Origin of the sequence: Enterococcus sp. AZ095b, assembly GCF_051714725.1 — a bacterium.
In the GTDB taxonomy this organism is placed as follows: domain Bacteria; phylum Bacillota; class Bacilli; order Lactobacillales; family Enterococcaceae; genus Enterococcus_B; species Enterococcus_B pernyi.
In genome coordinates, this window is the sequence record NZ_JBIOSL010000001.1 from 604,441 (window position 1) to 625,769 (window position 21,329).

Consider the following 21,329-nt stretch of genomic DNA (forward strand, 5'->3'; position numbering starts at 1 on the left):
TTATCTCTATCCCGACCTCATATACATATAAAAATTAATAGATTATTTCCGTGTCTTGATCATATCAAAAACGTCATAAGCAACAAATCCCATTGCAAGCAAATAAAGCGCCCAAGTAAAGATCGAATTTGTGATGAATTGGTAGTATAGATTTAAACTGCAAAGGGTGTATAATGCCAAGCGTAGGAATGTGAATGGTTTGGAATGATAATTAGTCAAAATAAAAGCCTCCTGAAAGATACATATCCTATTTAAACAATAAAATACTAGTTACTTATAGTGTACGGTGAAAGCTGTTTCATTGTCAAATATCGACAGGGGATAAAGCCGATTAGCTTGCAATAAGATATGAGTAAAAGCAAGTTTATCTATATGAGATAAATCACGTTATCTTATCTTTATTCTGTTATGATAAGGGAAGTAAAACAAATAGAGAGAAAGGAGCTGAATGTATGGCAAAGAAAATTGCTTCTCCAGAGCTGCCCGAATTAGTTGAGGGAAACTTTTATTTAGAGGATGAAACAATCTTTTTAGGTATTTTTTCTGAAGGGGAAGATCAAAGTTATCTTAGTTCTCGCAATATCGTGTTGAAGAGTAGCCATATCAAAAAATTAGCGATGCAAAAATCTCGTTTAGAGCGGTTTGAATGTAGCGATGTCATTTTTGAGAAGTGTGATTTCTCAAATTTAGAATGGTTTGGCGCAAGCTTTCATCGTGTGCATTTCAAGCAATGCAAATTGACCGGAACCAATTTCTCAGATAGCTTCTTGCGTGATTGTGTTTTCGAAGAGTGCGTAGCAAATCTCTCTTCTTTTAGCTACACGAATATGAAGTTCGTCAGATTTAGCGACAATCAATTAAAAAATACTGATTTTTTCGATAGCAATTGGAAAGATCTAGTAGTAGAAAACAATGACCTTTCAGGCTCTAATTGGGTCAATACGCCACTGAAAGGTTTAGACTTTACAACAAATACATTTTCTCAAATCAATCTATCTATGGAATTACTTCGTGGACTGATCGTTAATCAAGAACAAGCAATCATTATCGCGGCAGGATTGGGGTTGGTTATTGAATAGATAAAACAGAACGAACAATGTTAAGAAATTAGTCAATCTGATCGAATACATCCTAGAATCAACCTAGAGCATAGTTGAATTATTTCATGACCACTTAATTTAGTTTATTGGCAGAAAGGAGAACTTACCAATGGATTTGACAGAAAAACTTGTCGATTTTGCTACTACCTTGGAAGCCGTCCAAATGGATCATCCTTTTGGAAAATTTCCAGATTATATCGTGTTTCGACATCAATCGACAGGTAAATGGTTTGGTTTGATCGTATCTGTTGAAAAAGACAAATTAGGCATAGAAGGCGAAGGTCAAGTCCCCCTCGTCAATGTCAAAGCAGATCCAGAGATCATCTCCATCCTGAAAAAGAGTAAAGGCTATTATCCTGCTTATTATATGAATAAACAACATTGGATCAGTGTAGCTTTGAATGGTGCAGTCACAGAAAAGCAACTCTTTTATATACTGAAAGAGAGTTATGATTTAACGTAATTAGGCAGAAGTCGCCCATCCTCTCTAGGTGGGTGATGAATGTCGTTCGGTATGAGGATTGCCGTTGGCAACTCGAAACCCGACAGGTTATTATGTTCGACGTTATTATCAATCTATAGGAGAAATGAGTGGATAGAACAATGGCATTCGACACGAATCACCATTCAGAATTTCTCCTCTATTCTCACCTTGTGTTGGTAACTAAATACCGTAGACAAGTGATTGACGCTGAATGATCTGAATTTGCTAAAACTACTTTTGTACGAATGGCAGAATCTTATCCCTTTAGTTGAGTGGCATCATGAGAAAGATCATGTGCAAAACCCATCTAAAACAGAACTGACAATATTCATCACTGCTTATCAACGTGATTTCCCACGAATCAAACAGTTTCTTTGAAAAGAAATGGTTTCGTCTAAAAATTTTTGACTACTGGTGACGTATCTATTAGTGACATCAAGAAATAGAGTCAAAGCCAAGGAAACAATCACAAGGAGTAGATGAAGCTGATGGAACGACTGAAAGCATATAAATTTAGAATTTATCCAACAGAAGAACAAGAAATTTTCTTTGCCAAATCTTTTGGTTGTGTCCGTAAGGTCTACAATCTAATGCTTGATGACCGAAAAAAAGCCTATCAAGAAGTAAAAAATGATCCTTCTAAAAAAATGAATTTTCCAACACCCGCTAAATACAAGGAAGAATTTCCGTTTTTGAAAGAAGTAGATAGCCTTGCTTTAGCGAATGCACAACTCAATCTAGACAAGGCGTACAAGAACTTCTTTCGTGATAAATCCGTTGGATTTCCTCGTTTCAAAAGCAAAAAAAATCCAGTTCAAAGTTACACCACCAACAATCAAAATGGAACAGTTAGTTTGATTGATCATAAATTCGTCAAAGTTCCTAAATTGAAGTCATTAATTAAAATCAAGCTTCATAGAAGACCGAAAGGAATGATCAAATCAGCGACCATTTCGCGTCATTCAAGTGGTAAATACTATATTTCGTTGTTGTGTAAAGAAGAAATTAGCGAACTACCTCAAACGAATTCCGCTATTGGGATTGACCTTGGGATCACTGATTTTGCCATTTTTTCAACTGTTCAAAAGATTGATAACAATAAATTTACCTCAAAAATGGCAAAGAAACTTAAACATGAACAACCTAAATTGTCAAGACGTGCGTTATTAGCTAAACAGAGAGGGTTCAATCTGTTTGAAGCGAAGAATTATCAAAAACAAAAACGGTTAGTCGCTCGATTACACGAAAAAGTAATGAACCAACGGAATGATTTTCTAAATCAATTGAGTACAGAAATGATCAAAAATCACGATATTATCTGTATTGAAGACTTGAATACCAAAGGTATGTTGCGTAACCATAAATTAGCAAAAAGCATTTCTGATGTGTCTTGGTCTAGCTTTGTGAAAAAACTACAGTACAAAGCTGACTGGTACGGTCGGAAAATGATCAAGGTGGATCAGTGGTTTCCATCTAGTCAAATCTGTTCGAAATGTGGACAGAAAGACGGCAAGAAATCCCTCGAAATTCGAGAATGGACGTGCCCTCTTTGTCACGCGCATCATGATCGAGATATCAATGCTAGTATCAATATTCTGACCGAAGGACTACGCATAAAATCGCTGACTGAGATAACATAAAGAACCGTAGGAACTACGGAGATCGCTTGGTAAACAAGAGAAACCGCTGTGAGTAAAGAAATACACTTACAGGTATGCTCTATTCCCAAGAAGCTCCCACTTCAAGTGTTAAGAACCGTTAGGTTTAGCAAAGTGGTGAGTAGTTCACCGAATGAGTGCTAAAAATAATAGTGGAAGATTTCACTTTCATCAAAACAATCCAACGATCACTTGGGTTGTTTTTTTTTTGTGTGAAATTTAAGCGCTATCTTTTTGTTCAAAAAAAATTACCAAAAAAATTACACAAAAAACAGATTAGCTTTAGAAAGAGAATAGGTCTGTTATGTATGATAGTAAATATAACAAGAGAAACATAACTAAAACAAATAGAAGAGGATGGTTTTTTATGATGAAAGAAGGAACAAAGTATAAAGGTTATCTGGTATTAGTATGTTCTATCGGTCTTTTAGCAGCATGCAGTTCAGAGACCAAAGATACAAGTGAATCAGATATGCCAAAAGTAAAAAGTGAACGAAAAATAACCGTGGATGGGAAAGAAGGAACAGAAAAAGTTTTAGATAATGGAATGGTTGTTCAAGAGTTTGAGGAAGAAGTCTCGGAAAAAGAAGAGGAATGAGCTTTGGATAGAATTATATAAGCGCTTTTCTAATGACTGATCTGAATGAAGGAGTAGGTACATGAAGCCTAAAAAAATAAAAAAATTCAACCGAAAATGGTATTATTTAGTAGCAGTCATCACTGTTTTACTAGTAGTTGGTGCAATCAGTATAGTTGTTTCTAGTGGGAAAACAAAAGAAGAAAATGCAGGAACAAATATTGAAGCACGGTCTGTCAAATCCCTCATTGATGAGGTGAAAGCGGCGAATTTGATTTTAGCAGGAAAAGTCATGCCAAATAATAGCAACAAAATCAAAATTGATCCAGAACGAGGAACAGTGAAAGATATTCTGGTAAATGAAGGCGATGTCGTAGAAAAAGGGCAACCTTTGTTTACATACCAAACGGATCAACAGAGAAAAGTTGTGGAAGCTGAAATGGACGTAGAAATCAAAGTGAGAGCAGTAGAACAAGCACGAGTGACTGCAAATCAAAAATGGACAGCACATAACCAAAAAGTAGCAGAGCTTGGAAAAGCAAGACAAGATTATGCGAAGGAAAAATCCGAAGAGTTACAAAGTACGATCAAAGCATTAGAAGGAGAAATCACCAGTCTACATGCAGAAGCTATTGCTGGTGACAATGAAGTGAAGAATATAGAAACAGACTTGCGAAAAGCCCAACTACTTCACGAAAACGAAAAAGAACGGCTGAATGAAGACACAGTGACAGCCGATAACTCAGGAAGAATCAAATCATTGAATCGTGACTTAGTCAATCAATCAAAAGAACGTCAAAAAGAAGAAAACTTTATGGAGATCCTTGATGATTCGAACTTGTACGTGGATGGCCAAGTCACTGAATTTGATCGTGAAAAAGTTGCTGTCGATCAGCGAGTAGAAATTATGGATCGTAAAGACCAAGAGAATACTTGGCAAGGAACCATTGTGCAGGTGGCAAATTTAACAAGTGATGCAAAACAAGACGATCAAAAAGAAGAGAATCCAAATTTATCTAAGTTTCCTTACAAAGTTAAGATTGATCCAAAAGAAGAAATGCCACTGATTGGTTCCAATGTGTATGTCAATGTTTTACCGAAAGATTTTGTGTCAGGAAAAGTAATCATCAACCAAAGATACCTCATGGAAAAAGATGGAAAATATTATGTATGGAAAGTAGAAAATGATCGGATAAAAGAGCATGAAGTCAAGGTAAATCCGATGGATAATGAACTCGCAGAAATAGTCGAAGGATTGACTGTTGAAGATCAACTTGCTTTGCCTCAAACAGGAATGGTCGAGGGAATGGAGGTTGGTGCAAGTGTTGACGCTTAACAACATTCAGAAGTCATATTGGCAAGGCGGGAAAGAACTAAAAGTCCTTAAAGATATCTCTTTGCAAATCAATGAAGGAGAACTGGTCGCAATCATGGGGCCATCGGGGTCAGGAAAGTCGACGTTGATGAATATCATTGGTTGTCTGGATACAGCTACATCAGGGGATTACATCGTTGAAGGAACGAATGTCAAAACGTTAGCGGACAATTCATTAGCCGATTTTCGTAACGCAAAAATCGGCTTTGTTTTCCAGAATTTCAATCTCATGCCAAAATTAACTGTTTCGCAAAATGTGGAAATGCCATTAACGTATAAAAAAGTCAATAAAAAAGAGCGGCGTAAGCGTGCCTTGGATATGTTGCAACTCGTAGGGTTAGAGGATCGAAGTGACTTCAAACCAATGGAATTATCAGGAGGACAAAAGCAACGTGTCGCAATTGCGAGAGCTTTAGTGACTAACCCTAGTTTTGTTTTAGGGGATGAGCCGACAGGGGCACTTGATACAAAAACCAGTAGCCAAATCATGGACCTTTTTAAGGAATTCCACCAAGCAGGAAAAACAATTATTCTAATTACCCATGAGCCAGAAATTGCAGCGTTATGTCAGCGCACGATCACTTTACGAGATGGTCAAATAATCAGTGATGAACAAAATAAAGTGAGGTGATCAAGAATGGAAGAAATCAGATTTGCCTTACAATCGATTTTTGCTCATAAGATGCGTTCAGTGTTGACTATGTTAGGTGTCATTATTGGGATTGCTGCCATTATTTCGATTTTCAGCATCATCGGTGGAAATACCGAAAAAATGAAACGAGAAATGATTGGTGGTAACAATAATACGATGAACATCCAATACGATAAAAAAAGTTCATTCCAAAGTGGAAACCTATTTGGGGGAGGCCTATCAGAAAAGGAAGAAAAAAAACCGTTATACCTTCCGTTTTTACGTGAAGATGTATTAAATAAAATTAATGAGATACCAGAGGTCTTAGCAAGTGGCTTGTCATATCAAAAAGATGGGAAAATCTATAGGAAAGCAAAAGGGGCTGACGCCAAAGTTTCTGCTGTCACTTCTTCTGTTGAGGATTTGGAGCAATTAAACTTCATCAAAGGGGAAGGTTTTGCTTCTCAAGCCTTCAAGGAGCAACAACAAGCCATTTTTCTGGAAGATTCCTTGTATGACGAATTATTTCCCAATGAAGAAGGGATCGGACAGTTTGTCGAAGTGAATGGCGTGCCATTCAAAGTTCAAGGTGTATTTCAGTTAGATCCCAATAGTAGTAATCTATTTAGCTTTGAGAAAAGAGCTTATGTTCCTTTACAGCAAGCACATAAACTATCTGATGAGTTAGATATTGTGCCACTTGTCACGATCCAAACAAATAATACCGATCAATTACAAGGCGCTGCAGAAAAAGCAGCAGAGATTCTTAATCAACAGATCCCACCATCCGATTATGAATATGGGGTAATGAATCTGAAAGACTTTGCCAGAGAATTGGAACGAATGAACCAGTCAAGTTTTATTCTCTTGTCCGGTATAGCAAGTATCTCGTTATTAGTAGGGGGGATCGGTGTGATGAATATCATGTTAGTCTCTGTCACGGAAAGAACGAAAGAAATCGGGATAAAGAAAGCACTCGGCGCAAGAAGAAAAATTATTTTAAAACAATTTTTAGTAGAAGCGGTAGTCTTGACATTGATTGGTGGGATACTGGGGATACTTATAGGCTTACTAAGTGGCTATGTTATCACACAGTCGCTTGATTATCCTTATATTGTGTCTGTACTGTCTATTATCGTTAGCTTAGTTTTTTGTTCCCTAATGGGTGTGATATTTGGCTTATTACCAGCGATGAAAGCATCCAAATTAAACCCTATTGAGGCATTACGCTTTGAATAAGGAGAGAGTGATATGGAAAGAATTTTAGTGGTTGAAGATGAATATATGATCAATCAAATCGTGACGGAATTTTTAAAAGAGCGTAAATATGAAGTTTATTCAGTAAGGAGTGGCGAACAAGCATTGGAAGTTTTTGCTGAAGAAACATTTGACTTGATCCTATTGGACATTATGTTGCCTGGGATAAGGGGGACGGATGTTTTAAAGAAAATTCGGGAAACGTCGGATGTGCCGATCATCATGCTAACTGCCTTGGATGATGAATATACGCAGTTGCTCAGTTTTTCCCATTTGATCAGTGACTATGTCGTCAAACCTTTTTCCCCACTTATTTTGATCAAACGGATCGAAAATGTGTTTCGGATGAATCAAGGAAATCCCCACATCACTATCGGGGAGTACGCCATTGATCTCGATGGTGGTCTTGTAAAATACCAAGAGGAAGAAATCCATTTAACAAGAAAAGAGTACGATATTTTAGTGATTCTAATAAGAAACAAAGGGAAAATCATCACGCGAGAACAATTAGTGTATCAAGTTTGGTCGTATGAATATCATTTGGAAAATCGAATATTAGATAATCATATAAAAAATATCCGAAAGAAAATGCCACTTTTATCAATAAAAACGATCAAAAATAGAGGCTACCAGCTTGAGGACACCCCATGAGTATCATGCTGAAAAATTTTCTATTTTCTGGAATCATCATTTTTCTAGTTTCGATTCTTTCATTGATTGTCTTATATTTTACGATGCCAGTCTACTATGAACGAATGAAGCTGAACGAAATAAACAAGGAATTCAATCAAGTGGCAAAGAGTATAGAGCACAAAGATTTAGCTACCATGCAAAACGCTGTTGATCAATACTGGCTTGAAAGAGAACAAAATCTTGATATCATGCTGTTGGATAATAATGGCCTAGTTCTTGGTCCTTTCTTTGACGGGAATCTTGACTATTCAGGCATCAGTCTTCTATCTGATGAAAAGAGAATTTTTCAAGAGATTACTGACAAACAAGGTAACACTTATTATTTATTTGGCATATACTCGATGCAACCAGTCGCAGAAGCAAGTCAAGTGTTACTTCATTTATATCCATTTATCATCATTGTCTCACTAATCATTGGGGGCATCGGCGCTTACTACTATAGTATTTATTCGACAAAAAAAATCAAAGAGATATCCAAAGTAACAGAAAAAATGATCGAATTAGATGCGGATATTCGTTGTGATGTCAAAGGTACGGATGAAATCTCACTTTTAGCGCAAGATATCAACCATCTATATGTTTCTTTGATCCAAACAATTGAAGTGTTAGAGCTTGAAGTAGCTAAAACGAAAGAATTGGAACAAGCAAAGTCAGAGTTTATGCAAATCGCTTCTCATGAATTGAAAACACCTGTTGCTTCATTGATGGGGTTGATTGATGGCATGATCTATAATGTCGGAAAATTTAAAGACAGAGAGCGATATTTAGAAGTTTGCAAAAATATTTTGCAAGAACAAACAGAAATGATCAATAATATCCTCTTTGCCTCAAGAAACAATTTGCCTTCAGATGATGTGGTCTATGAAGAAGTCTCAATCAAAGAAATGATCGAACATAAATTGACTTCTTTCCGGATACTTGCGGAAGCAGAACAGAAAAAACTAGTCGTTAATCTAAAAGGGGAGAAAATCATCGGTAATAAAAATGATATTGATAAAATTTTAGATAATCTACTAAGTAATGCCTTCAAATATACGAAGCATGAGGGAGAAATCAGTCTGTTTTTTGATGGTAAACAATTAGTGATTGAAAATGAAGTGAATCAGATACTTACGGAGGAGGAATTAAGTAAGATTTTCCAACCTTTTTATAGACCAGATTTTAGCAGAAGTCGAGATACTGGAGGTTCTGGTTTAGGATTGTTTATCGTACAACAACTTTTTGAAAAATATGGCTGGGAGTATTCATTCAAGTCAACTGCTAATTCCAGGATGTGCTTTTCTGTCATTTTTAGTGGAAGAAGCCTAAATTGATCGATGGTATTCCTAAAGGACAAACGGTCTGTCGCCACAAGATTTATTGGATATTTTTGTGATGGTAGCGAAGCTAATAGCCAAATTGCACAACTGCTATTTGCCAGGGACTTTGATTTTTTATTTTTACACACTCAACTGGAATGTACAAAACCACACTATACCATACCACTAAATAGTAAGAACAAAATGATCAAAAAACTCACAACGTACTAGAAACTCTTGTAGAAAATTTAGTCCCTGGTAAGTAGCAGTTGTGCAATCAGGTTGTGATAGATTAAAAGAAGTCAGGACTACGTTCGCGCAGTCCTGACTTCTTTTTGTATACTTTCTTATACTATTCCTTGATTTTTCTTTCGCGTACAAAATAGTAACCCGCCATATAGATCAAGAAAATCAAACCAATCATCAATGAGATCCTTGTTTCGGGATTGATGAACATAAAGACTAATACCACTGCCAAAAAGGCCAATGACAGGTAATTGGTATATGGGGATAAGGGCATTTTAAATGGATGTTCAAGCATTTCTATCGGATGTTTTTTTCTGAATTTGATTTGACTGATCAAAATAACGATCCAAGGTACCATCCCTGGTAAGATACTGGAACTATAGACAAAAACAAATAAATCCTGTGATTGGGAGTAGACGAAGGGCAACAAATAATTCAAAATCAACCCAATCAAAATACCAAATGAGATGGCTACTACTGGGTAAAATGGCACTCCATGACGTGTAAGTTTCAAAAACTTTTTAGACATTTTGCCGTTGATGGCTAATGTGTAGACCATGCGACTGGCGCTGAAAATACCGGAATTACAACCAGATAAAGCAGCAGTGATGACAACAAAATTGATCAAACCAGCAGCAAACGTGATCCCGATTTTAGAAAAAGTTTGAACAAACGGTGATCCTAGTTCGCTCAATTGATTCCAAGGATAGATGCTGACAATGATGAAGATCGCCCCAATATAAAAAATCAAGATCCGCCCGATCGTTGATTGGACAGCGTCTACAATCGTTTTTTGGGGATCTTTCGCTTCACCTGCAGTCATCCCAATCAACTCGATTCCTTGGTAAGAGGCAACGACGATCGATAGAGCAAAAAAGAATCCTTTCACGCCACCAGTAAAGAAACCACCATTTTTCCATAAGTTTGAAATCCCGATTGCTTCTCCATGGTTACCGAATCCAAATAAAATGATGCCTAAACCGGCGATGATCATCAAAATAATTGTCACTACTTTAATAGTAGAAAACCAAAATTCTAATTCACCGAATGCTTTGACAGAAACAAGGTTGGCGAACATCAAGAAAAGGATCACAACGATTCCTGGAATGATCTGGGGCAAGTCTGGCCACCAATAGTTCATATATTCCCCTACAGCAATGACTTCACTGATACCGACCACGATAAACTGAAAAATATTGCTCCAAGCCGTCAAATAACCTGCGACGGGATGGATGTATTCACTTGCATAATTAGCGAAAGAACCGGTAGAAGGATCTAAATACAACATCTCGCCCAATGCACGCATGATCAGGTACAAAAAGAAGCCTGCTACAGCATATGCAACCATTACAGAAGGTCCTGTCCAACGGATGGTGGATGAAGCACCCATGAACAGACCGACACCGATCGTTCCTCCTAGCGCAATCATTTGAATATGACGTGCACTGAGACTACGAGTTAATTTTTCTTCTTCCATACAAAAACTCCTTTTTTAAGTTGAGTGATAAAGTAAAAAATAAGTTTATTCTATAACTAGCAAACAAAATAACGACCATTACTTTATAGCTCTTGTTTGTGATTTTACAGAAAATTTTCAAAAATTGCGAGAAAAATCTAAAAAATCAAAAAAATTAGCTATAACACTTGTAAATGATTTTGATATTAGTTAAACTAAGTTTGAATAAAAAGTTAGGTACACCGAAAAGGAGTGGTAAGAGGTGTCTAAAAATGAAATATCCGTTAAAGATTTGACGGTTGCTTATCAAGGAAAGACAGTATTAAATCATGTATCAACAGTTATCCAATCACAAAAATTTACAGGGATCATTGGACCGAATGGCGCTGGGAAATCTACTTTTATGAAAGCTTTATTAGAATTAGTTCCTAAAATTTCCGGAGAAATCACTTTCGACGGTCGCTCCATAAAAACGATTCGTAAAAAAATTGCCTATGTCGAACAGCGTAGTGAGCTGGATCTTTCTTTTCCGATCGATGTATTAGGGGTAGTTTTGTTAGGAACCTATCCATCCTTGCGCTTGGGGCAACGTCCTGGGAAAAAAGAAAAGGAACGAGCAAAACAAGCCTTAGCGAAAGTGGACATGACAGATTATGAAAATCGACAAATCAGTGAATTATCTGGAGGACAATTACAGCGGATATTTATTGCTAGAGCCTTGGCTCAAGGCGCAGAATGGATTTTTTTAGATGAACCATTTGTTGGGATCGATGCGGTCAGTGAAAGAAAAATCTTTGCTATTTTGGATGAACTGAAAAATGAAGGGAAAACTATTGTGATCGTCCATCATGATCTGCACAAAGTCGAAGCCTATTTTGATGAAGTAATTTTATTGAATAAAGAATTGATTGCAGCTGGATCAGTTGACGAAGTATTTACTTCAGAAAATCTACAGTTGGCTTATGGGGAGATCATTGGGCAATTAGTTAAAGGGGTAATGGAAAAATGATTCAATCGTTTATTGAGGGGTTAATGGATTATCAATTTCTGCAATATGCATTGATTACATCTATGTTAGTTGGATTGGCTTCAGGGGTGATTGGCTCTTTTATTATTTTGAGAGGGATGTCTTTGATGGGGGATGCGATTTCTCACGCGGTACTGCCTGGAGTCGCGATTTCGTATATGTTTGGTTTTAGTTACATTCTAGGAGCCACTGCATTTGGGATGTTGACAGCTGGCATAATCGGATTTGTCACACAGCGTAGCCGTTTGAAAAATGATACAGCTATTGGGATCGTTTTTAGTTCATTCTTTGCATTAGGTGTCATCTTGATTTCTTTTGCTCAAAGTGCAACTAATCTGTACCATATCTTATTTGGAAATGTTTTAGCAGTTAGAGAAAGTGATATGTTGATGACTGCCATAGTGAGTGGGATCGTCTTATTGTTTGTATTTATTTTTTATAAAGAACTGAAAATCACTTCTTTTGATCCGATGATGGCAAAAGCTTATGGGTTGAATACGACACTTGTTCACTATTTGTTGATGTTCTTCTTAACACTGGTTGCCGTTGTGAGTTTACAGACAGTAGGAACGATTTTGGTCATCTCGATGTTGATCACACCAGCAGCAACTGCATACCTATTGACCGATCGATTGGCAAAAATGATTTTTATTTCGGCAACAGTCGGCGTGTTAAGTGCGATCATCGGTGTGTTTTATAGTTATAGTTATAATTGGCCTTCTGGGGCGACCATCGTGTTGACCAGTGCAGTATTCTTTACGTTGGCCTTTTTATTTTCACCGACTAAAGGGATTATTTTTTCAAGAAACAAAACGAAAAAAATGCCGAGTCGTAAAAAATCTAACGAATAGAAATGGAGTATGTACATGAAAAATAAACTGAATATCTTATGGTTAATGGGAGCTGTCTTATTTATTTTTGCAGGTTGTGGCAGTTCCGCAGCAGAAGAGAAAGAAGAAAACCTGACCGTCGTAGCAACAAATTCGATCATCGCCGACATGGCGAAAGAAGTTGGAAAAGAACATGTCGATGTGCATAGTATCGTCCCTGTTGGAACTGACCCACATGAATACGAGGTATTGCCAGAAGATATCAAAAAAGCAAGTGATGCTGATGTCATCTTATACAATGGGTTAAATTTGGAAACAGGGGATGCTTGGTTTGAAAACTTGATGGATACGGCAAATAAAAAAGAAGATGAAGACTATTTTGCAGTAAGTAAAGAAGTTGAACCACTTTATTTGACCGGTGGAGAATCAGAGACAGAAGCAGATCCACATGCGTGGTTGGATCTTTCAAACGGAATCAAATATGTACAAGAAATCGCACGCATCTTTGCCGAAAAAGACCCAGACCATGCTCCGCAATATGAAGAAAATGCAGATGCATATATCGTAAAATTGAAAGAATTAGATAAACAAGCGAAAGAGAGTTTTGGATCGATCCCAGACAATAAAAAACTATTAGTAACAAGTGAAGGAGCTTTTAGATACTTCTCACAAGCATACGATCTACCAGCAGGGTATATTTGGGAAATCAACACAGAAAGCCAAGGTACACCTGAACAAATGCAGTCGATCATCAGCCAAGTTCGTACTTCGGATGTTCCAGTCTTATTTGTGGAAACAAGTGTTGATCCGAGAAGCATGGAACGTGTCGCAAGTGAAACAGGCCTTGAAATCTATGATGAGCTATTCACTGATTCCATTGCAAAAGAAGGAGAAACTGGTGATTCTTATTATGGAATGATGAAATGGAACATCGAAACGATCCACGATGGTCTATCTCAAGAAAAGAAATAATCACTAATCGATTTAATAATCTAAAAAGAGGCAAAAGTGTGTAGCCTCGATAAATAAGGCGTCATCCACGAAAATTGTTCTTTAAATTTTTGTGGATGGCGCTTTGTTTTTGAAGAGAGTCCTTCTATTCCTTCCGTTTGCTCAGTTTTGGAGACGTGAGGACTAATGCTTCCGCAATTTATACAAATAAAAATTCGTTCGTTTATTGTTTTAAAGATACCAATTTTAGTGAAATTCCGTTATAGTTAAAAGAGAGGAAAGGAAGGTGAAGCTATGAATTTTACTAGCAAAGACAAACAATTGATTGCAAAAGAAATAACAAAAAAAATCAACCAACTAGAAAATAAGGAGAAAGATCAAGATCTCCTATTTCTTGAAGCAGAAATGGCGAAAGCGTTCATAGCAAGCCCAGAAGAATTGGAAACAGAGGAATACCCTGGAAAATGGTTATTTGATGATTTTCAGCCATTAGATGAAGAAACAGGCATTGGCTACTTTGTCTTTCTTTCATCCGTCGGTTTTACTCCTGGTGTATTAGTCAAACAAAAGAACGAACTAAAGGTTCAAGCATGGCCCGCGTTGTTTTCTTTGATAGGGACAGAGGGTGTGATTCCAAAAATCCAATCCGCATTTTTCAAGAGTGCATTTATTGCAAATAGCAAACTAATGAATACGTATTATAATCGTTTAGTAGAAATTGCTCGTCCAGGAGAAATTCCACAAACGTTCACTTATGGGCAACAAAAAAATCTATACGAAGATGTTGTTTATTCACGGGATCTATCTGAGTTCTCAGCAAGAGAACAACTACGTTTACATGAACTACTCCACACAAAACCTGTTTCGTTGAACTTTTTCAATGCATTAGACCAACGTCGAAAATGGGTATCCGTGAATTTCTGGGAAGTATTTGCTGCTAGAAATCGTTGGATGGAAGAAAGAAAAATCCCAGATCAACAGATCCAATTCGTTCAATTGAAAAAAGAACGATTATATTACGGATTATATAGTCGTGTCTGATCGAGGGTGGTAATGATGGCACTAACATTAAAGGAAGAAATCATTCAAGAAAGTAAGCGAATCGGGATTGATAAAATCGGGTTTACTACAGCAGAGCCATTTGATCATTTGAAAGAATCGTTGGTAGAACAAAAAGCTGCTGGACATACTTCTGGATTTGAACACCCTAATATCGATGAACGTTTATATCCGGAAATGACGTTTGATCGGCCGAAATCAATTATTGCAATTGCTTTAGCGTATCCGACAAAGATCCATGAAAAGATGCCTAGAGATGAAAAGCGTGGACAGTTTGCTCGTGCTTCTTGGGGCATCGATTATCATGATGTCTTACGGGATCGTCTGCAACAATTGATTTCATTTATTGAGTCACGAGCGACACATTGGCAAAAGGAAGAAGAATGGCGCTTGGCGCCGCAAGTAGATACAGGTGAGTTGATCGACGTAGCTGTGGCGCAACGTGCTGGATTAGGGTTTATCGGTCGAAACGGATTATTGATCACAGAGGAATTTGGCTCGTTTGTCTATTTAGGTGAGATTGTGACCAATATCGACCTAGAACCAGATACTCCTGGTGTCTTTGGGTGTGGCGAATGTACGCGTTGTGTGACGGCTTGCCCAACGGATGCACTTTTAGGTGATGGGCGAATGAATGCTAAACGCTGTTTGTCTTATCAAACGCAGACAAAAGGCATGATGCCAGAGGAGTATCGAAAGAAGATGAGCAACGTCATTTATGGTTGTGATATCTGTCAGTTGGTTTGTCCTTATAATAGAGGGAAAGATTTTCACTTTCATCCAGAAATGGAACCAAAAGTAGACGAAGTCTATCCGAAACTCACGCCTATGTTAACGATCTCTAATAAAGAATTTAAACAGCAATACGGTCATTTGGCTGGCTCATGGCGTGGAAGGAAACCTCTTCAACGAAATGCGCTGATTGCCTTAGCCAATTTAGGAGAACGTGCCGCTTTGCCTCATATTGAAGAGTGTCTAAGTGATGTTCGTCCAGTGATTCGCGGGACAGCAGCGTGGGCAATCGGTAAGTTAGGAATCAAAGATCCTGAAAAATGGCAAGAAGTATTAAGTTGCGCACTGGAAAAAGAAACAGACGAAGAAGCAATCCATGAAATGAACCAAGCAATCCAATTGTTACAAAAGAAAAAAACTCCTAAAAAATGACTTTTTTACTCGAATACGTCATTTTTCCCAGTAATTGTTGTAACAATTACTGGTTTTTTTGTGTTTATTGCATCAATTTTTGGGAAAATGAGAAGAATTTCGCAGAAAAATACAATAAATTGAAAAAAATTTATTCTAAATATTACAGAATGTAAGTTTTTTTAAAGTTTCTGTGAAAGGATTGAAAAACGATTCCAACGTTGATTTATAAAGCTTCTACGACTTTAGTCCTAGTTTTTCGGAAAATCAAATATTACAAATATTAAAAATGTGACGATTTTGTCATTAAATGTCATAATTCTTTCACCTATGAAATATTTCTAGATGATAAAGTTAGTGACGTTGAAACAAATCAAAGAGAAAAAAAGGAGCTTACTATGAATTCAATTAAAAAGATCGTTTTGGGGACAACTGTTGCCGCTGGAGCAACTGCAATGTTTGTAGGGACTACTGCTCATGCAGATGAAGTCTATACAGTAAAAGCTGGAGATTCATTATCTAAAATCTCACAAAAATTTGCAGGTGACAATTCACTGATCAAAGCTATTGCAGAGCAAAATTCGATTGACGATATCAACCGCATTTTCGTTGGTGAAGAATTAACAATTCCAACTGACGCTTCATCAGTAAAAACAACAGAAGTAGCACCAACAACTGAAAAAGTAGAAACTCCTGTAGTAACAGAAACACCAGCGCAAGAATATACATACGTTGCGCCTGTTGAAACAGTTGAAGTAGCACCAGCTACAACTACTGTAACAACAAACAGCAACTCTGCGAAAGAATGGATTGCACAAAAAGAATCAGGTGGTTCTTACACTGCAACAAACGGCCGTTACATCGGACGTTACCAATTAGATTCAGCATATTTGAACGGTGACTACTCACCAGCGAACCAAGAACGTGTTGTAGAAGAATACGTTGCTGGACGCTATGGTTCATGGGATGCTGCAAAAGCATTCTGGTTAGCAAACGGTTGGTACTAAGATAACCATCAATCATGAATCCAAAAAAGAGGGCTACGCAAGTAGGCCTCTTTTTTTACTTCTTTTATAATCTTGAAAGGTACGTATCGATTGATTTTTGATAATGGTCGCCTCGCCAAATGCCTGTGTTGAGATACTCTGCAATCAAATAGCCGATATAAGGGCCAGTAGTCAAACCAGAGGAGCCTAAGCCACTTGCGGCGATCAAGCTTGGTTCATCTGGAACAGGTGCAAAGAACGGCGCAAAATCGGAGGTGTACGCCCGTGTGCCTACTCGCATGGTGTGTTTCCATGTAGCAAGTTGATCGGGTTCAGCTAAAAATGGTACTGTACTTTTTATCAATTGCTGATAAGCAGATTCGGTAGGAACCAAATCCCAACCCGCATCATTTTCATGGGTTGCGCCAACTAGTATAGTCCCATCGTTGAATGGGATAAAATCGGCTTCCCCTTCTAACATGGCAACAGGCCATTCTTGGCTGTTCGCATAAGGTGTTTGAAAAACGATCAGCTGTCCTTTTTGTGGACGAATATCAGCATGAAAGCCAATCTGCTCCAGTAACGGCTTCAATGAAGGGCCAGGCGCTAGAATGACTCGGTCAAAGTCAAGTTGTCCAAAAGTACCAGAGATGACCCAGTGTGCGGTTTCTTTGCGTAACTGGACACGTTCAGAGATTACTTTGACCATTTGTTTCTCCAAGCGTGTGGCAAGGTGAGATAGATAGGCATGACCGTCTAAACGTCCCCCTCCAGTCACAAATAAAGCAGGTGTTGGTTTTAGCAATGGGAGAACTTTGGCTGTTTCTTCAGCTTGTAACAGCGAAATATCGCCGATTTCAGGTGCGTCTTTCTTTCGTTGTTCGGCAAGTGCAGCAAGATCTTCCAAAGCTTCTTTTTGGCGAAAAATCAGTGTGCCGGATTGTTTATAGATGGAATCATCAAGTGATAGATCCTGGATTAGTTTTGGGAAAAAAGCCGCACCATCTTTTGCTAACTGATACCACTGTTTATTTCGTCTTTTTGAAAGCCAAGGCGAGATGATGCCTGCACTAGCGCGAGTAGCTTGTCCTTCTTTTGCATCAAATAAGGTCACCTCAAATTTAGAGGTGTCTAAATAGTTGGCTAATGTCATACCGATGATGCCACCACCGATAATAGCAATTTTTTCCATAGAAAAACCTCCTTTACTTATCTACCATCTCATAGAATCATTAGAGATACAATATTTTATCCAAGGATTTTTTTCTATTTCATCCGAACGATTGTATGGTGAAAACTGATTATTGATAAAGTTAGAGACAAAAAAAACAAGGAGGAGTGAGCTTCATTCTCTCACACCTCCTTATCTATTAATTTTGTATTTGCTTAGGTTTTTGCACCATATAGCGGATAAATAGGATCAAACTAATGATCAACAAGCCAAGTAGGACACTTAAAGCAACTTTTGATCCTAACGTTGTTGCTGCTTCATAACTATCTGAACGATGATCTTGGAAAAAGTTGATGATCACAGCCACCAACGTAGTAGCGACAGCGCCAGAAAATTGTTGCAACGTATTGAATACGGCGTTGCCATCACCTTGTAATTCCATCGATAAAGCATTCATTCCAGTAGTCATCATATTGCTATAAGACAAACCAATACCGATCATATAGAAGAAATGACAGGCAATCAAAAAACCTAATGATGCATGACCTAAGATCAGGACAAGGGTAGTCCAGCCAACAAGTGAAAACAAGAGACCGATGAAAATTGGTTTTTTAGGTCCATGTTGGTCGAGTAGCTTTCCTGAAAAAGGTGATAACAGGGCACCAATCGTTGCACCTGGAAGCATAGCTAAACCTGCGACAAAGGCATTGTTCCCTTGGACGATTTGGACAAAGTTCGGTAGGACAAAAGAAACACCAAGTAATAAAAATTGATAAACTAAAAAGCTAAATAAGAATAAGCGAAACGTATGGTTTTTAAAAATTTCAAGTCGGATCAACGGATGATCGGCTTTTTTTGTTCGTTGATAGAAAAGGATGAATCCTAAAATGGCGATGACTAAGGATGCCCAGCCAATCCAGTCTCTGAACATGCTTAGAAAAGTTAAGCTTCCACTGAACATCAGACTAATACCAAGGACGCTGAGTAAATCTAAGCGACCAGATTTTTCCACCTTAAATTTAGGAATCGCGTATAAGCCAATCCCAAGTGAAAGGAGTAACACTGGCAATAGAAAGATAAAAATATGACTCCATGAGAAATTAGCAGTTAAGATCCCACCATACGTAGGACCAATCGCTGGTGCAATGGCGGTTGTTAAAGTACCAAGACCCATCATCGTTCCTCTTTTTCCCATAGGAGCAAAAGTCAAGATGATGTGAAACATCAATGGCAAGGCTATCCCTGTCGCAGCACCTTGGAGTACCCGTCCTAAAAGCAGTAACAAGAAGGTAGGGGAAAAGTAATCGACCAATAAACCAGCAATAAATAGTAAATTGGAACTCAAGAAAAGAGTACGCAGGCTAAAGTTTTTTGTCAGATAAGTTGAAAGTGGCACAATGATCGCAATCATTAATAAGTAAATGGTTGTTACCCATTGTACTTGGGAGGTACTGATTTGAAATTCCTGAATCAGCGTTGGGAAGGTCACGTTCATTGCGGTTTCGATCAAAACACCTGCAAATGACATGATCCCTGTGGCAAGTACAGCAGGAATTAATTGTAGTTGTTTTTGTTTTTGCATGTTTTTCACCTCTAAATTATTTCGTAAAAAAAGAGAGAGATTTCTATTCGAAAATAGAAACCGCCTCTCTCTCGACACGCTAGGCGTGTTATCTGTACGATTTATCGTTCGGCTTATTCTAGCACAAGTCTAAAAATAGTGTCAACCAGATTAGCCAATCCAATGTAAAAGAGTTATGATAGTAGTGAAGAAGAAAACAAGGAGGGCCTATGGAAAAAATCGAATGGAGAAAAACCGACCCTAGTTATCGTATGTCAAAGAAACCGCAATTGATCACACTCCCTGCTCAAAATTTTTTTTGTATCAACGGAATAGGTGATCCAAATGGAGAAGAATTTAAGCGTCGTGTAGGTAGTTTGTATGCTGTTAGCTATACGATCCGAATGGCACCTAAAAATGATTGGCTGATCCCTGATTACTCCCCCTATACTGTGTATCCTTTAGAAGGTCAGTGGGGACTGCAAGAAAAATTTTTGAACGAACCAGTGATGTTAAAAGAGCATTTTTCTTATCAGTTGATGATCAAGCAACCGGATTTTGTGACTCCTCAAGTTGCTGCAGAGGCGTTAGTACGAGCCAAAACCAAAATTCCAGAAGACCTAGCGAGTCAGCTCGTTTTTAAGACGATTGAAGAAGGCCTTGTGGCACAGATCTTACACATTGGTTCCTACGACGATGAACCAGAAACATTTGAAAAGTTGGCTTTATTTCTCAAGGAAAAAGGCTATCGCCGAACTTCAAAAGAGCATAAAGAAATCTATAGGAGTGATCCCAGAAGGACGGCACCAGAAAAATTAAAGACGATTTTGCGAGTAACCGTTGAACAAGACAAATCAGTCGAAGTGTCAGTCATCAACTAAAAGAGAGAAAGATTCCCTGTTTTTTTGCTATAATAGATACGAAGAGGTGTTTTTTGTATGAAAAAAAATCAACGACAATCATTGATTCGCCAATTGATTACTGAGCATGCCATCGGTACGCAAGAGGAATTATTGAATCATTTGCAGATGAATGGGGTCAATGCAACGCAAGCAACGATCTCACGAGATATACGTGAGTTGAAACTTGTGAAAATCCAAGATGAGAATAAACAAATACGCTATGCGTTATTCAATCAACAAGCGGATTCTTTGATGGAAGATCGCTTGCGAAGTGCGGTCAAACGAGAAGTATTACGAATTCAACGGATTCAATTCATGATTGTTGTCTTAACAGAAAAAGATGGTGCGGATGTGGTAACAAACTGGTTAGATGAAGTTGATTATCCAGAAGTGGCTGCGACGATTGCCGGCGTTGATACGTTCATTATTATTTGTCGCACAGAAGAAGAAGCCCAGGCTTTCGCTGAAAAATTAGAGCAAATGAGAGAATAGCTCACGTTTAGTCTAATGATCAATGGAAGCGCTAAACATATTGACGTTGTGTAAATCGTACTAAATTCCATGGATACTGGACTTGCAAGAATGGTACGTAATGATTGGAAGGGTGTCTTTACAATCTGGATCATTCTAAAGCTCCAATCAATTTGAACAAGTATACAGTGAAAGAGGGGCGAGCAGTCCAGTGATGACAAACATGATCATTTTTCTGACGATTTTAGTTTACGGCGTCAATTTTTTGGCATTTATGTACATTAAAATAAAAGAAATCAAAAATTACCTAGAAAAAATTGCGATCTATTTTGGTGTGAACATGACATTGTTGTTCACCAGTAGTATTTTCCTATTTTTTGGTAAGATCGTCGAAGACGGAATATTGTTGATAGAATAATAGAAAAAACTGATGCCCATTAATATAGGGCATCA

The 21,329-nt window shown here is 37.8% G+C and carries 22 protein-coding genes and 1 pseudogene; 19 read left to right on the top strand and 4 right to left on the bottom strand.

Annotation, left to right across the window (positions count from 1 at the left end):
• Window positions 1–42: 42 nt before the first annotated feature.
• Window positions 43–219 carry a hypothetical protein gene (locus IGJ99_RS02815; RefSeq protein ID WP_019724362.1) on the bottom strand — a complete coding sequence of 59 codons (177 nt, stop codon included), beginning with the start codon at window positions 217–219 and terminating at the stop codon, window positions 43–45.
• Between the two features lie 233 nt (window positions 220–452).
• Here IGJ99_RS02815 and IGJ99_RS02820 point away from each other — a divergent pair, with 233 nt between their 5' ends.
• From IGJ99_RS02820 to IGJ99_RS02865, 10 genes and pseudogenes are all read left to right on the top strand, one after another.
• Window positions 453–1,079 (top strand): pentapeptide repeat-containing protein, encoded by a 627-nt coding sequence (locus IGJ99_RS02820; protein ID WP_438747629.1) that lies wholly within the window; start codon window positions 453–455, stop codon window positions 1,077–1,079.
• Between the two features lie 130 nt (window positions 1,080–1,209).
• Window positions 1,210–1,563 carry an MmcQ/YjbR family DNA-binding protein gene (locus IGJ99_RS02825; RefSeq protein ID WP_023519166.1) on the top strand — a complete coding sequence of 118 codons (354 nt, stop codon included), beginning with the start codon at window positions 1,210–1,212 and terminating at the stop codon, window positions 1,561–1,563.
• Between the two features lie 140 nt (window positions 1,564–1,703).
• A pseudogene (locus IGJ99_RS02830) lies at window positions 1,704–2,030 on the top strand (transposase).
• Window positions 2,031–2,072: 42 nt separating this feature from the next.
• A complete protein-coding gene (gene tnpB, locus IGJ99_RS02835; protein ID WP_153830454.1) occupies window positions 2,073–3,224 on the top strand; it encodes an IS200/IS605 family element RNA-guided endonuclease TnpB in 1,152 nt (383 codons plus the stop codon).
• 385 nt (window positions 3,225–3,609) lie between these two features.
• Window positions 3,610–3,840 carry a hypothetical protein gene (locus IGJ99_RS02840; RefSeq protein ID WP_023519169.1) on the top strand — a complete coding sequence of 77 codons (231 nt, stop codon included), beginning with the start codon at window positions 3,610–3,612 and terminating at the stop codon, window positions 3,838–3,840.
• 61 nt (window positions 3,841–3,901) lie between these two features.
• Window positions 3,902–5,155: an efflux RND transporter periplasmic adaptor subunit gene (locus IGJ99_RS02845; RefSeq protein ID WP_178946657.1), complete on the top strand. Its 1,254-nt coding sequence runs from the start codon at window positions 3,902–3,904 to the stop codon at window positions 5,153–5,155.
• Window positions 5,142–5,825, top strand: coding sequence for an ABC transporter ATP-binding protein (locus IGJ99_RS02850; RefSeq protein WP_137072014.1), 684 nt, complete (start codon window positions 5,142–5,144; stop codon window positions 5,823–5,825). Before IGJ99_RS02845 ends, IGJ99_RS02850 begins: the two co-directional genes overlap by 14 nt.
• Before the next feature lie 6 nt (window positions 5,826–5,831).
• Complete coding sequence (locus tag IGJ99_RS02855; RefSeq protein ID WP_137072016.1) at window positions 5,832–7,064, top strand: ABC transporter permease; 1,233 nt, start codon at window positions 5,832–5,834, stop codon at window positions 7,062–7,064.
• A 12-nt stretch (window positions 7,065–7,076) separates the two neighbouring features.
• Window positions 7,077–7,733 carry a response regulator transcription factor gene (locus IGJ99_RS02860; protein WP_019723143.1) on the top strand — a complete coding sequence of 219 codons (657 nt, stop codon included), beginning with the start codon at window positions 7,077–7,079 and terminating at the stop codon, window positions 7,731–7,733.
• Window positions 7,730–9,088, top strand: a complete 1,359-nt coding sequence (locus IGJ99_RS02865) for a HAMP domain-containing sensor histidine kinase (RefSeq protein WP_077151558.1) — start codon at window positions 7,730–7,732, stop codon at window positions 9,086–9,088. Before IGJ99_RS02860 ends, IGJ99_RS02865 begins: the two co-directional genes overlap by 4 nt.
• A 337-nt stretch (window positions 9,089–9,425) precedes the next feature.
• Here the strand turns inward: IGJ99_RS02865 and IGJ99_RS02870 are convergent, their stop codons facing one another.
• Entirely contained in the window at window positions 9,426–10,796 is a 1,371-nt protein-coding gene (locus IGJ99_RS02870; protein WP_023519175.1) for an amino acid permease, read from the bottom strand.
• Window positions 10,797–11,037: 241 nt separating this feature from the next.
• Here IGJ99_RS02870 and IGJ99_RS02875 point away from each other — a divergent pair, with 241 nt between their 5' ends.
• The 6 genes from IGJ99_RS02875 to IGJ99_RS02900 all read left to right on the top strand — a co-directional run bounded on the left by IGJ99_RS02875 (window position 11,038) and on the right by IGJ99_RS02900 (window position 16,792).
• Complete coding sequence (locus IGJ99_RS02875; RefSeq protein ID WP_023519176.1) at window positions 11,038–11,784, top strand: metal ABC transporter ATP-binding protein; 747 nt, start codon at window positions 11,038–11,040, stop codon at window positions 11,782–11,784.
• Window positions 11,781–12,653, top strand: coding sequence for a metal ABC transporter permease (locus IGJ99_RS02880; RefSeq protein ID WP_153830459.1), 873 nt, complete (start codon window positions 11,781–11,783; stop codon window positions 12,651–12,653). The genes IGJ99_RS02875 and IGJ99_RS02880 overlap by 4 nt, the downstream gene beginning before the upstream one ends.
• Window positions 12,654–12,668: 15 nt before the next feature.
• On the top strand, window positions 12,669–13,604 hold the full coding sequence (locus tag IGJ99_RS02885) for a metal ABC transporter substrate-binding protein (protein WP_153830460.1): 936 nt from the start codon (window positions 12,669–12,671) through the stop codon (window positions 13,602–13,604).
• Between the two features lie 273 nt (window positions 13,605–13,877).
• A complete protein-coding gene (locus tag IGJ99_RS02890; RefSeq protein WP_010736215.1) occupies window positions 13,878–14,624 on the top strand; it encodes a hypothetical protein in 747 nt (248 codons plus the stop codon).
• A gap of 15 nt (window positions 14,625–14,639) precedes the next feature.
• Entirely contained in the window at window positions 14,640–15,806 is a 1,167-nt protein-coding gene (gene queG / locus IGJ99_RS02895; protein ID WP_153830461.1) for a tRNA epoxyqueuosine(34) reductase QueG, read from the top strand.
• Between the two features lie 377 nt (window positions 15,807–16,183).
• Window positions 16,184–16,792: a LysM peptidoglycan-binding domain-containing protein gene (locus tag IGJ99_RS02900; RefSeq protein WP_023519180.1), complete on the top strand. Its 609-nt coding sequence runs from the start codon at window positions 16,184–16,186 to the stop codon at window positions 16,790–16,792.
• A 64-nt stretch (window positions 16,793–16,856) separates the two neighbouring features.
• On the opposite strand, the gene IGJ99_RS02905 is transcribed toward IGJ99_RS02900, so the two are convergent.
• Complete coding sequence (locus tag IGJ99_RS02905) at window positions 16,857–17,963, bottom strand: NAD(P)/FAD-dependent oxidoreductase (protein WP_023519181.1); 1,107 nt, start codon at window positions 17,961–17,963, stop codon at window positions 16,857–16,859.
• Between the two features lie 178 nt (window positions 17,964–18,141).
• Window positions 18,142–19,524, bottom strand: a complete 1,383-nt coding sequence (locus tag IGJ99_RS02910) for an MFS transporter (RefSeq protein WP_010736211.1) — start codon at window positions 19,522–19,524, stop codon at window positions 18,142–18,144.
• A 209-nt stretch (window positions 19,525–19,733) separates the two neighbouring features.
• Here IGJ99_RS02910 and IGJ99_RS02915 point away from each other — a divergent pair, with 209 nt between their 5' ends.
• The 3 genes from IGJ99_RS02915 to IGJ99_RS02925 all read left to right on the top strand — a co-directional run bounded on the left by IGJ99_RS02915 (window position 19,734) and on the right by IGJ99_RS02925 (window position 21,294).
• Complete coding sequence (locus IGJ99_RS02915) at window positions 19,734–20,384, top strand: GyrI-like domain-containing protein (RefSeq protein ID WP_438770563.1); 651 nt, start codon at window positions 19,734–19,736, stop codon at window positions 20,382–20,384.
• 57 nt (window positions 20,385–20,441) lie between these two features.
• Entirely contained in the window at window positions 20,442–20,897 is a 456-nt protein-coding gene (locus IGJ99_RS02920) for an arginine repressor (RefSeq protein WP_010736209.1), read from the top strand.
• A 190-nt stretch (window positions 20,898–21,087) separates the two neighbouring features.
• The gene (locus IGJ99_RS02925) at window positions 21,088–21,294 is read left to right on the top strand and encodes a hypothetical protein (RefSeq protein WP_023519183.1); all 207 of its coding nucleotides are present in this window, start codon (window positions 21,088–21,090) and stop codon (window positions 21,292–21,294) included.
• Window positions 21,295–21,329 lie beyond the last annotated feature (35 nt).